A 13,131-nucleotide genomic window follows, 5' to 3' on the forward strand; every position below is an offset into this window, starting at 1 on the left:
ATCCATCGTTCCACCGGATCCCATTGCGTCGTCGTCCGCGCGCGAGCCGCAGGATAACCGGGCCGAGATCGCTGCCCGTGTTCCCGGACAGGTGCAGGTGATCCGACGCAACGCCGAGGTCACCCATTTCGATCCCAACAAGATCATGGTGGCCATGACCAAGGCCTTCCTGGCCGTCGAGGGATCCAACGCGGCCGCCTCCAGCCGGATCCATGATACCGTGAAGACCCTCACGGACCAGGTGGTGGGTGCCCTTACCCGCCGTCTGCCCGGTGGCGGCACGGTGCACATCGAGGACATCCAGGACCAGGTGGAGCTGGCCCTGATGCGTGCCGGCGAACACAAGGTGGCCCGCGCCTATGTGCTCTACCGGGAGCAGCGGGCCCGCGAGCGGGCCGAGAAGGCCGCCGTCGCACCGCGGGAAACACACCGGATCAAGGTTACCCGCGCCGACGGCAGCACCCACCCGTTGGACATGGCCCGTCTGCAGCGCTTGATGACGGAGGCCTGCCGGGGCCTGGCAGCGATCGACGGCCAGGCCGTCCTGGACGACACCTGCCGCAACCTGTTCGACGGGATCAAGGAGGCGGACGTGAGCCAGGCCCTGGTTATGAGCGCCCGTGCCCTGATCGAGCAGGAGCCGGAGTACGGCTTTGTCGCCGCCCGCCTGCTGCTGGACATCCTACGCCGGGAGGCTCTGGGCTTCCTGGGGATGGCCGTGGGGGTCGAGACCCAAGCAGATCTGGCGGAACGCTACGGTGACTATTTCACCGCCTACGTCAAGCAGGCGGCGGACCTGGAGCTCTTGGACCGCCGCCTGACCCAGTACGACCTGGAACGCCTGGGCGCCGCCCTCGAGCCCGAGCGTGATCTCGCCTTCACCTATCTCGGGTTGCAGACCCTCTACGACCGCTACTTCATCCACAGCACGCACGGCGTGCGCTGCGAGCTGCCCCAGGCCTTCTTCATGCGGGTTGCCATGGGTCTTGCCATGAACGAGCTCGACCGCGAGGAACGGGCCATCGAGTTCTACCGGCTCCTGTCCTCCTTCGATTTCATGAGCTCGACCCCGACCCTGTTCAATGCCGGTACCCCGCGTCCCCAGCTGAGCTCCTGTTATCTGACCACCGTCCCGGACGACCTGGACGGCATCTACGGTGCCATCAAGGACAACGCCCTGCTGTCCAAATTCGCGGGTGGGCTGGGTAACGACTGGACCCGGGTGCGGGGCATGGGCGCCCATATCAAGGGCACCAACGGCAAGAGTCAAGGGGTAGTGCCCTTCCTCAAGGTAGCCAACGACACCGCGGTGGCGGTGAACCAATGCTTCGCGCCGGACACCACCGTTTTCACCGCCGACGGACCCCGATCCATTGACCAAGTCAAGGTCGGCGACCTGGTGCTCGGCCAGCGGGGCCGCTACCGGCAGATCACGGAGCACTTGGTCTACGAACAGCAAGACGCCCCCATGGTGCGGATTGCGGTCAAACACGCGATCCGGGACTTGCGAGTCACCGCCGGCCACCCCTTCTGGGCCATCCGAGGGGTGCCCATGGAACAGTCCATCGAGCGTACTCTGAGACAGATCGAGAAGGGGCGCTTCATTCCCGACTGGATCGAGGCCGGCCGGCTCGCGCACGGCGACTACGTGGCCCAGGTCATCCCGAACGAAGTGGTCCCTGTGCCCGGATTTACCAGGGACGACGCCCGCCTCTACGGCATCCTGCTCGGGGACGGTCACCTGACGCGCGGCTCGGAATTCGGTGTCTCCGGCAATCCCGGCGGCGACAACGGACAGCTCCGGTTCGTGCGCGACTACCTGGATGCCCGGGGTATCCGCTACTGGGAGAACGGGCGCGGCGATACCTATGTGCAGATCAAGTGGAGTGTCGGTCGGGGCCTAGCCCGCTGTGCCACTACCGGGCGCTTCGTGGGTCTGGATCAGTCCCACCTGCCTTTCGCCTACGAGGACCTCTACGACGCCGGCGGCAATAAGCGCGTCGCCCGCCGCTTCAGCCACCTGCCCCATGACCAGACCCTGGCCCTGATCCAGGGCTTGCTGGAGACCGACGGCGGGGTCTCGCGCGGCAAGGAAATCTACTTTACCTCCGTCTCCGCTCCGCTAGCCGAAGGTCTGCGCTATCAACTCCTGCGTCTCGGCGTTCCCTGCGCCGGGCAGTACCGGGAGCGGAACAACACCCACGAGGGCACCCGGAGCGACGGCTCCATCGTGGCCTTCAGCGGTATCTCTTGCGGCTTCGATCTGCGTATTCCCGCCGTACCCCGAATCGCCGGCCTGGTGGGCGTACCGCCACTGACCAAGCACAACTGGTTCCGCCTCGGTAACTGCATTTTCACCAGGATCAAATCCGTTACCCCCATCCGGCCCGTACCCGAGGTCCACGACCTCAAGGTGGACGGCGACGAGACCTACATGACCGCCGCCGCCCTGGTCCACAACGGCGGCAAGCGCAAGGGCGCCGTCTGTGCCTATCTGGAGACTTGGCATATCGACGTGGAGGAATTCCTGGAGCTGCGCAAGAACACCGGCGACGACCGCCGGCGTACCCACGACATGAATACCGCCAACTGGGTGCCGGACCTGTTCATGAAACGGGTCGCCGAAGACGGCCCCTGGACCCTGTTCTCCCCGGACGAGACCCCGGACCTGCACGACCTCACTGGCCGCGCCTTCGAGGACACCTACTACGCCTATGAGCAAAAGGCCGCCCGCGGCGAGCTGCGGGTCGCCAAGACCCTCAAGGCCGTCGACCTGTGGCGCAAGATGCTCGGTATGCTGTTCGAGACCGGCCACCCCTGGCTCGCCTTCAAGGACCCCTGCAACCTGCGTTACACCAACCAGCACTTAGGACAGGTACACAGCTCCAACTTGTGCACCGAAATCACCCTGCACACCAACGACCAGGAGATCGCCGTGTGCAACCTGGGCTCGGTGAACCTGGCCGCCCATGTGGGCGAACGGGGCCTGGACACGGACCGACTGGCTAGGACTGTCAGTACCGCCATGCGTATGCTCGACAATGTCATCGACTACAACTACTACAGCGTGCCCCAGGCCCGGAAGTCCAACCTGCGCCACCGCCCGGTAGGGCTCGGCATCATGGGCTTTCAGGATGCCCTCTACAAGCTGCGCATCCCCTACGCCGGCGAGGAAGCAGTACGCTTCGCCGATCTCTCCATGGAAGTCGTCGCCTACCACGCCATCCGCGCCTCCACCGACCTGGCCGAGGAGCGCGGGCGCTACCCCAGCTTCGAGGGCTCCCTGTGGAGCCGGGGCATCCTGCCCATCGACTCCATCGCCCAGCTCGAAGGGAGCCGCGGCGGTTATCTGCAGATGGACCGCGGCAGCACCCTGGACTGGGACGGGTTGCGGGAGCGGGTCCGCACCGTCGGCATGCGCAATTCCAACTGCATGGCCATCGCCCCGACGGCCACCATCTCTAACATCGTCGGGGTCGGCCAGTCCATCGAGCCCACCTATCAGAACCTGTTCGTCAAATCCAACCTGTCCGGGGAGTTCACGGTGGTCAATCCCTACCTGGTCAAAGACCTCAAGGAACGGAATCTGTGGGACCCGGTTATGGTCAACGACCTCAAGTACTACGACGGCTCCATCCAGGCCATCGACCGCATCCCCCAAGAACTCAAGGAACTCTACGCCACCGCCTTCGAGATCGACCCCCGCTGGCTGGTGGAGGCCGCCAGTCGCCGCCAGAAATGGATCGACCAGGCCCAGAGCCTCAACCTCTACATGCGTGAGCCGAACGGAAAGAAATTGGACAACCTCTACAAGCTAGCCTGGGTACGGGGACTCAAGACCACCTACTACCTGCGCTCCATGGGTGCGACCCATCTGGAGAAATCCACCATGGCAGATGCCGCCAAGGCCAGCCAACTGAATGCCGTGGGTGGTCATTACCCCTCGGGTAAAGGAAACGGGGCGGATGAAATCCAGGCCTGCTCGATACTGGATCCCGAATGCGAGGCGTGCCAATAAAACCGCAAAGGCACAAAGAATCGTAGGATGCTGGTGAGCGCCGGGAGCGGAGCGACCAGCGCGAACCGCATCAATGATGTGGTGGGTGCGGTAGGTCTTACAGGATGGCACCACCAGGGGGCGCGAACCGCATCAAAATGAACCGCAAAGGCGCCAACCCGCGTAGGATGCGGTGAGCGCGGATCAGACACTCAGGACAGCATTGACCCGGGTCGCGAACCGCATCAATGGGGTGGTGAGTACCTGCTTGCGTGCAGGGACGCACAGGTAGGCAGCGAACCGCATCGGAAGGTGAACCACAAAAGAAACACAGAGGACGCCGAGATAATGAAATATAGGAGTAGGTTGACTAGGGATAAGTGTAATCCACTGGTCTGTTGCAAAACTTATTAGGTAACCAAAAAAGCTCATGGATAATCAAGATAAAGAAGAGTGGTATCTAGCTTTTGTCGTTGGTGAGCTTGAAGAAGGGAAAGCGGAACCAACCCAAAAAATAAATGCAATTGAAGTGATTTGCCATGACACTTTAGAACAAGATAGAAGGGCTATCTCAGAATATCACAACAGCTTGCAGTTGGTTAATAGTGTTCAACTAAATATTCAGCAGTTTCTGGAAGCTGTTGTGCATTATGCAGCTAACTTCCTAGAAACTAGGGATATGAATGAGGAAAAATTTGACTCAATATCTCTGAACTTTTCTAGACTACTGCTAAATATTTTCAGTATGTTTAGGTCGTTACTTGACCATTCTAATCATTCGCTATCACGAAAGTTTGGAAGGAACTCGGGTCAATTTGGAAGATGGAAGAAAGTTCAATCTGAACAATATGACAATCTATTTGAATATAGGTTGTTTTATAAACTAAGAAATTATTGTCAGCATGTTGGTATGCCACCGATACAGATATCTTTTACGGATAGCATCGAGCAAGAAGGAATTGGCTTTCGACTGGATATCTTGAGAGATAAACTACTCGAAGAAAAAGGGGTTTGGAACCAGCAATTAATAGCAGATCTCAGGACATCACAGGAAAAAATATCTGTCATAGATAGCCTTCACAACTGGGGGGAGGCTTTCAGAACAATCTCCAGCACATTACTGGATATTAAGCGAAACATAGCGTTAGAGTCTGCAAAGAGGATAGTTAGTTATCGAGAGCGTCATAATTTACCCAAAGGTGTGGGGAGGTTGTGCGCTATTCAGTTCTCAAAGTCAGAGAAAAAAGCTGAGCATCTGAATTTTACTATGGAGTGGTTGCCAGAGCAGAAGGCTCAGGATTTAATTATGGGCACACCACATTGATAATATATCAAAAAGCCCACGTAGGGTGCGGTGAGTAACACGAACCGCATTGGAAGATAAACTACGAATCCACATGAATGCACGCTAACCCACTCGTCGGTACCGGAGGGGCAGACCCTCGTGCTGACCTGTGGATCTGTGCCAACCTTCAGAGAAGACACCTACGAGAGGCTACGCCGATTCGTGAAAATTCGTGTTCATTCGTGGTTCCCGGCTGGCATCGATGATGCGGTTCGCGTCTCCTATGTGGTGCCATCCTGTAAGATCTACCGCGCTCACCGCATCCTACGTGAATTGACGTGGATTATCATGAATCGGCGCGCATCGGCGTTCGGTGTGCCTTGAGGCTAGGTCACGTGACCGATTACAGAAGACCAAAGATTTCAGGCGCAACCTGGTTCTTCACGGTGAACTTGGCAGAGAGGCACGACAACCGATTGCTGACGGAAAACATCGACGGATTACGACAGGTCTTGCGAAAGGTCAAAGCCGATCATCCATTCGCTATCGACGCAGTCGTGGTACTGCCGGATCACTTACACTGCATTTGGACCTTGCCGTGGGGTGACAGCGATTATTCAACCCGATGGGCATTGATAAAGGCTGGATTTTCGCGCGGGCTCGTTCCGGGAGAAGGAGAGCAAAGTTCCGAAAGCCGTCGGAAACGAGGAGAGCGTGGAATCTGGCAACGGCGATTCTGGGAGCACCTGATTCGCGACGATAAGGATTATATGCATCACGTTGATTATATCCACTGGAATCCGGTTAAGCACGGATGGGTAAAGCGGGTTTCGGATTGGAAACACTCTAGTTTTCATTCGTTCGTGGAGCGAGGGATCTATTCGCTTGATTGGGCAACCGAACCGGTTGAGGCGGTCGAAGCCGGAGAATGACATGATTAATTTGGTTCGCGTTACTCGTCGTACTGATGATATGGTTCATTTCGCTCACTGCATCAATGATGCGGTTCGCCGTGCCTGCCCCATCCCTGGGGCGTGGCAGGCAAGCTCACCACATCCTACGAGCGATTAATATAAATAACAGGACTGCAAACAATGAAACTGCCGAACATTGAATGGCTCATTGAAAACGGGGGCAACATCGAGATCGGTTATTCCGAGGCTCTCGACTTTGGTGAAGTCGCCGCAATGGCATCCGACGAACATAACATGCTGGCCGCGCTTGTCAGGCGGGATTCCGAGTCACTCGATGCGCTATTACGACGGCTCGATACGGCAATCGGCAAGGCGCTGAAGGATCAAGAGTACATCGACGAGATCAATGACTGACAGTTCATGTAGATACTCTGTTCCAATGCAAGTCCAATGTGCCTCCTGATCCACAAAAATTCACCTCCGATGGATAAATTAGATTTATCAGGCAGCGGTTTCAGTGGGGGTAAAGAAGCGGCTGCTGTCGAAGGGGGTGCGGTTCTTAAGCATGGCATGGATGGTGTGCAGGAGCTAACGCATGATGGCACAGACGGCTTGGATCTTCTTGAGGCCACGTCGTTCGATGAGGTGACGGTAGTCGGCCCTGACGTTAGGGTCGTGGCGCGCGGCGCTGAGTGCCGGCATGTAGAGCGCGATACGCAAGTAGCGGTTGCCGGCCTTGGACAGGCGGAGCTTTTTGTTGACGCTGGAGCCGGATTGGTGTTGGCGCGGATCGAGTCCGGCCCTGGCGACCCATTGCTTGGCCCGCATGTCGTGGGGCAGGACCAGCAGTTTGCCAAGGAGTTGAATGGCACTGGCGGCAGCGATGCCGGTGACGCTGATGAGGAGCTCGAAGGTCGGTTGGAGGTCTTGATCGGCGGCGATGAGGTCCAAGACCTGCTGGCGCAGGTGTTCGATCTGCGCATCGAGCTGGGTGATGCTCTGTTGCAGGTCAGCGAGGAGAAAGTCTGGTGTCGCGGCGGTTTGCTCAGCGGCATGGAGCTGGTTCTTGGTTTGGGTTCGGAGCTGGTTGAGGGCAGCGATGCGGCGCGCGCAAGCGCGGATGGTCAGGGCCAGTGCGTCGGGACGCTGCCAGGGCTCGAAGGGCATGCGCAGGGCGAACTGGGCGAGGAGCGTGGCATCGACGGCATCGGTCTTGGTCCGGGTCTGCATGGCCTCGGCGAAGCGTTTGGCGGCCTTGGGGTTGATGACCATGACTTCCAACCCGGCGTCATCCAGGGCCAGATCGAGGTGATAGAGACCGGTCGCCTCCAGACCGACGCGACTGACCTGAGCCTTGCGCAAGCGGTTGATCAGGGTCGCGTGCCCCTGGGAGGTGTTCTTGAATTCGCGGGATTTTCCCATCCGACCGGCTTGGCTGATGACCAAGGTAACGGTTTGGTAGCTGACATCGATTCCGGCGACGTTCATGTTCATGTCTCCAATCCGAAAAAACCAGTAAGATCTGTACCCGGTTCCCCGACCCTGGACCCTCGCCTACCGACCTTGTGTCTGCAGGCTCACGAGCACCGCTCACGGCCTCGGATACGCTTCGGTATTGGCAGCGGGCGGGGAGCCAATCTACGTGCAGGCTCGTGGCCTCAGGATGCGACGGCTTCCCAGGTCCTCTTCATCAAATCCTTTTATAGCTTATCCTTGGCTCTCCCTTGGAAACAGAACATACAAGGATGTGGTGAGCCGCCGGGTGCGGGACGTGCCCGGCGGCGAACCGCATCTTTGGACGGTGGGCGTGCCCAACACTTGTCCCGACCGTAGGGAGGGATCTTTGTGTTGGGCACGGGCAGCAGGTTCCCTACGTCCGGTCCGCCAAACCGCGCCAAATAATTCAGGAGGCTCTTTATGGATTCCAGACTGACAACGATCATGGAAGGGTCCCACCGGACGTTTTGGAGTGCGGCGGCAACCTTACCCCGATGCTTACCGGAATCGACAGCGCCAGGCATAAGCGGGGGGTCGGCCAAGTGGCACAATCCTGCCGCCGCTTTGGATTTGGCGATGTATCCGTTCCCAACAATCGCTTGACATCGAGGTGGCTTCTCGCGTTTTCTATGCGCCCTTCACCATCGGATGCTAAGCAAACCCATGAACCTGGTCATCGTGGAGTCGCCCGCCAAGGCGAAGACAATCAAGAAATATTTAGGTCCCGACTTCGAGGTCATGGCCTCCTACGGCCATGTGCGCGACCTGGTCCCGAAGGAGGGGGCGGTCGATCCGGACCAGGGGTTTTCCATGCAGTACCAGGTCATCGAGCGCAACGAACGGCACGTTCAGAACATCGCCAGGAGGCTCAGGCAGGCCGAGGCATTGTATCTGGCAACCGACCCGGACCGGGAAGGGGAGGCCATCTCCTGGCATCTCTACGAGCTCTTGAAGAACCGCCGTCAGCTCGGCAAGCGGCCGGTGCACCGGGTCGTCTTCAACGAGGTTACCAAGCGTGCGGTGCAGGACGCGGTGGCCAATCCGCGGCGGCTTTCCGTGGATCTGATCAACGCCCAGCAGGCGCGCCGGGCCCTGGATTATCTGGTGGGCTTCAACCTCTCGCCCCTGCTGTGGAAGAAGATCCGGCGCGGCCTGTCCGCCGGCCGGGTCCAGAGCCCCGCGCTCCGGCTCATCGTGGAGCGGGAGCAGGAGATCGAGGCCTTCGAGATCCGGGAGTACTGGACCCTTATCGCGGACGCGGTCAAGGAGGACAAAGATTTTGAGGCCAAACTCACCCGGTTTGCCGGCGAGAAGCTAGAGCAGTTCAGCATCCGGGACGAGGCCCGGGCCGAGGAGATTAAACGCGCCCTGGTGGAGGCGGCCCGGGGGAAGCTCAAGGTCGAGCTGGTAGAGCGCAAGCAGCGCAAACGCAATCCGGCCCCTCCTTTCATCACCTCGACCCTCCAGCAGGAGGCGGCGCGCAAGCTCGGCTTTACCGCCCAGCGCACCATGCAGATCGCTCAACAGCTCTACGAGGGTGTGGACGTGGGCGGCGGTGCGGTGGGGCTCATCACCTATATGCGTACCGACTCGGTCAACCTGGCTACCGAGGCCCTGGACGAGATCCGTGGGTTCATCGGCGAACGCTACGGCGCCGACCACCTGCCACCCCAGGCGCGCATCTACAAGACCAAGGCCAAGAACGCCCAGGAGGCCCACGAGGCGGTCCGGCCTACGTCCATCCGGCGCCTACCCCAGGACCTCAAGGCCCATCTGACCGCGGATCAGGCCCGGCTCTACGAGCTGATCTGGAAGCGTACCCTGGCCTGTCAGATGGCCCATGCTTTGATCGACATGGTGGCAGTGGATCTGAGCGCGGGAGCGGGCAACCTGTTTCGGGCCACCGGCTCCGCGGTGGTCAGTCCCGGCTTCATGCGCGTGTACCTGGAGGGACGCGATGACGCCAAAGGGGCGGACGACGACCAGGAGCGGATGCTGCCCCAGCTGCGGGAAGGCGAGCTGGTGGACCTGAAGGCCATCCGCCCGGAGCAGCACTTCACCGAGCCGCCGCCGCGTTACACCGAGGCGTCCCTGGTCAAGGCCCTGGAAGAATACGGGATCGGCCGCCCTTCCACCTACGCCAGCATTATCTCCACCCTGCAAGAACGGGAGTATGCGGAGCTGGAGAAGAAACGCTTCCACCCGACCGATGTGGGCCGCATCGTCAACCGGTTCCTGACCGAGTACTTTACCTCCTACGTAGATTACGACTTTACGGCCAAGCTGGAGGACGAGCTGGACGCGGTCTCCCGCGGAGAAGAGGACTGGATCCCCCTATTGGAACAGTTCTGGCGACCCTTCAAGGACCGCGTCGATCACACCCAGGAGCACGTCAAGCGCAGCGACGTTACCCAGGAGGCCATCGAAGAGGCCTGCCCCCAGTGTGGTGCGCCCCTATCGATTCGTCTCGGGCGTCACGGCCGCTTTATCGGCTGCACCAAGTATCCGGAGTGCGATTATACGCGGGACCTGGCGGACGCGACCAAGCCCGAGCAACCCCCGGCCGAGGTGGTGGAGGGACGCAGCTGTCCCGAGTGCGGCTCCGAGCTGCAGATGAAGCGCGGCAAATACGGCAAGTTCATCGGTTGCAGCGCCTATCCCAAGTGTCGTTATATCGAGCCCCTGGAGCGTCCCCAGGATACGGGTGTCACCTGCCCCAAGTGCGACCAGGGGACCCTGCTGAAGAAGAAGTCGCGGCAGGGCAAGGTCTTCTACTCCTGCTCCACCTACCCCAAATGCGATTACGCGCTCTGGAACGAGCCGGTCGCCGGGCCATGCCCCCAATGCGGCTGGCCGGTGCTCACGCTCAAGGTCACCAAGCGTGATGGAGCACGGAAGGTCTGTCCCCGGAAGGATTGCAACTATACTGCCCCCGGCGAGGAGACCGCCACGCCCGAGTAGACCGTCTTTTGAGTAGTGAATGCATATTTTGCGTAGGGTGGGCTGTGCCCACCAATACTGTGCCTACCCGGTGGGCACAGCCTATCCAATGATTCAGCACGGTTTGGGGGGAAAGATCCCTCCTGCGTCGGAACAGGGTTTGACGGGTTGCGTTGCGACGCCCAACGGCTCATTGATCGACGGCCAGGTCGGTACCGGCGTCTCAACGCAACCTACACCCAGATTACCCCCGCGCTGCCGGCCCGCGCGGCCTCGCGTTAAGTGTAGGTTGGGTTAGGCGCGCTGTCCGATCCCGAAGCACGGTGACGTGGCCGAACGCGCCGTAACCCAACACGCCGGACTGGTCCCGACGCAGGAGGGATCTTTTCCTACAACCAACGCCAAATAACCCAGGACTGCGCCCGAACAGGCACAGTGCCGAACGCGGTGTAACGCAACCCGACGCTCGGATCCGTTTTAACCGGACAGCTTCTTAGTGTTCACCCGCCGGGCCGCCGATATGACCCTCACCGGTCGCACTGCCTTCGGGCTTGGGGCCTAGGGTCACCCCTGCGCTGCCGGACCCACCCTCTGTTTCTTCGTCCCAGTCTCTGGGTGCCCGCGGGGAACGCCCGGCCATGATGTCATCGATCTGGTCCGAATCGATGGTCTCGTATTTGATGAGGGCATCGGCCATGGTGTGCAGCTTGTCTATGTTTCCGTCGAGTAGCTTGCGGGCCCGTTCATAGTTGCGGTCGATGAAGCTGCGTACCTCTTCATCGATGAGGTGTGTTGTCTCGTCGGAGACGTTTTTGTGCTGGGTCACCGAGTGGCCGAGGAAGACCTCCTGCTCCTCCTCGCTGTATGTGAGGGGTCCCAGCCTCTCCGACAGGCCCCACTTGGTAACCATGTTGCGCGCGATCCGGGTAGCGACCTCGATATCCGAGGTGGCGCCGTTGGTCACCTTCTCCTTGCCGAATATCAGCTCCTCGGCGATACGCCCGCCGAATGTGCTTGAGATCTTACTCTCGAGGTATTGCTTCGACCAGCTGTGGCGGTCCTCCTCGGGCAGGAACATGGTCACGCCTAGGGCCCGGCCGCGGGGAATGATAGTCGCCTTGTGCACCGGATCGTGGGCCGGCACCAAGTAACCTACGATGGCATGTCCGGCCTCGTGATAGGCGGTGAGCTTCTTTTCCTCCTCGGACATGACCATGGAGCGGCGTTCCGCCCCCATCATGATCTTGTCCTTGGCCTTCTCGAATTCTTCCTGATCGACCAGACGCTTGTTGGCACGGGCAGCGAACAGGGCCGCCTCATTCACCAGGTTGGCCAGGTCGGCGCCGGAAAAGCCCGGCGTGCCGCGGGCGATGATCGAGGCCTTTACATCCTCCCCCACCGGGACCTTGCGCATGTGGATCTTGAGGATATGCTCGCGCCCACGCACGTCCGGCAGAGGTACCACCACTTGCCGGTCGAAGCGGCCCGGGCGCAGCAGGGCCGGGTCGAGCACGTCGGGCCGGTTGGTGGCGGCGATGACGATGACGCCCTCATTGCCCTCGAAGCCGTCCATCTCCACCAGGAGCTGGTTCAAGGTCTGCTCGCGCTCGTCGTGACCGCCTCCCAATCCTGCACCGCGGTGGCGACCGACGGCGTCGATTTCATCGATGAAGATGATGCAAGGGGCGTGCTTCTTGGCCTGCTCGAACATATCGCGCACGCGGGAGGCACCCACGCCGACAAACATCTCGACGAAGTCGGAGCCGGAGATGGTGAAGAAGGGCACCTTGGCCTCACCGGCAATGGCCCGTGCCAAGAGCGTCTTGCCGGTACCCGGGGCCCCCACCATGAGCACGCCTTTGGGGATCTTACCACCGAGCTTCTGGAACTTGGACGGATCGCGCAGGAAGTCGACCATCTCCGTGACCTCTTCCTTGGCCTCGTCGGCACCGGCCACGTCGCTGAAGGTGACCTTGACCTGATCCTCCGAGAGCATGCGCGCGCGGCTCTTGCCGAAGGACATGGGCCCGCGACCACCGGCCCCACCCTGCATCTGGCGCATGAAGAAAATCCACAGACCGATGAGGATAAACAGCGGGAACCAGTTGATCAGGATCTGCATCAGGACCGAGGGCTTCTCCGGAGGACCCGCCTTGATCAGCACCTTGTTGTTGAGCAGATCGCCCACCAGACCGTCATCCCCGGGGCTGTAGGTAGAGAAATGCTGACCGGATTGGTTCACCCCTTCGATGGTGCGGCCGGTAATGGTCACCTCCGCGATCTGGCCCTGATGCACCTGATCGACGAAGTCGGAGTAGGCCATCGCCTGCGGACCACGTTGGGTCGACGTAAAGTTGTTGAACACCGACATCAGGACGATCGCAATGACCACCCATAGAATCACATTCTTCGCCATGTCGCTCAAGGCATGAGCCCTCTTGCTTCCACGAAAACCGGCCCCGGTGGCGTTTTCGAGCATCTACTCGGAAAATGGGGAC

Annotated in this window: 7 protein-coding genes; 5 read left to right on the forward strand and 2 right to left on the reverse strand. The window is 60.1% G+C overall.

Annotation, left to right across the window (positions count from 1 at the left end):
• The first annotated feature begins 22 nt into the window (after positions 1 to 22).
• From E1958_RS15495 to E1958_RS15510, 4 genes are all read left to right on the forward strand, one after another.
• Complete coding sequence (locus tag E1958_RS15495; protein WP_243725287.1) at positions 23 to 4,018, forward strand: ribonucleoside-diphosphate reductase subunit alpha; 3,996 nt, start codon at positions 23 to 25, stop codon at positions 4,016 to 4,018.
• 409 nt (positions 4,019 to 4,427) lie between these two features.
• Positions 4,428 to 5,321, forward strand: coding sequence for a hypothetical protein (locus E1958_RS15500; RefSeq protein ID WP_133512669.1), 894 nt, complete (start codon positions 4,428 to 4,430; stop codon positions 5,319 to 5,321).
• Positions 5,322 to 5,677: 356 nt separating this feature from the next.
• Positions 5,678 to 6,214: an REP-associated tyrosine transposase gene (locus tag E1958_RS15505; RefSeq protein WP_133512670.1), complete on the forward strand. Its 537-nt coding sequence runs from the start codon at positions 5,678 to 5,680 to the stop codon at positions 6,212 to 6,214.
• A 162-nt stretch (positions 6,215 to 6,376) separates the two neighbouring features.
• Positions 6,377 to 6,610 carry a hypothetical protein gene (locus tag E1958_RS15510; RefSeq protein ID WP_133512671.1) on the forward strand — a complete coding sequence of 78 codons (234 nt, stop codon included), beginning with the start codon at positions 6,377 to 6,379 and terminating at the stop codon, positions 6,608 to 6,610.
• 174 nt (positions 6,611 to 6,784) lie between these two features.
• On the opposite strand, the gene E1958_RS15515 is transcribed toward E1958_RS15510, so the two are convergent.
• The gene (locus E1958_RS15515) at positions 6,785 to 7,690 is read right to left on the reverse strand and encodes an IS110 family RNA-guided transposase (RefSeq protein ID WP_133512672.1); all 906 of its coding nucleotides are present in this window, start codon (positions 7,688 to 7,690) and stop codon (positions 6,785 to 6,787) included.
• A gap of 666 nt (positions 7,691 to 8,356) precedes the next feature.
• Between E1958_RS15515 and topA the strand changes: the two genes are divergently transcribed.
• Positions 8,357 to 10,654 (forward strand): type I DNA topoisomerase, encoded by a 2,298-nt coding sequence (gene topA, locus E1958_RS15520; protein ID WP_133512673.1) that lies wholly within the window; start codon positions 8,357 to 8,359, stop codon positions 10,652 to 10,654.
• Positions 10,655 to 11,126: 472 nt separating this feature from the next.
• Here the strand turns inward: topA and ftsH are convergent, their stop codons facing one another.
• On the reverse strand, positions 11,127 to 13,049 hold the full coding sequence (gene ftsH, locus E1958_RS15525) for an ATP-dependent zinc metalloprotease FtsH (RefSeq protein WP_207787654.1): 1,923 nt from the start codon (positions 13,047 to 13,049) through the stop codon (positions 11,127 to 11,129).
• Positions 13,050 to 13,131 lie beyond the last annotated feature (82 nt).

Source organism: Candidatus Thiosymbion oneisti, from assembly GCF_004359955.1.
Classification (GTDB): domain Bacteria; phylum Pseudomonadota; class Gammaproteobacteria; order Chromatiales; family Chromatiaceae; genus Thiosymbion; species Thiosymbion oneisti.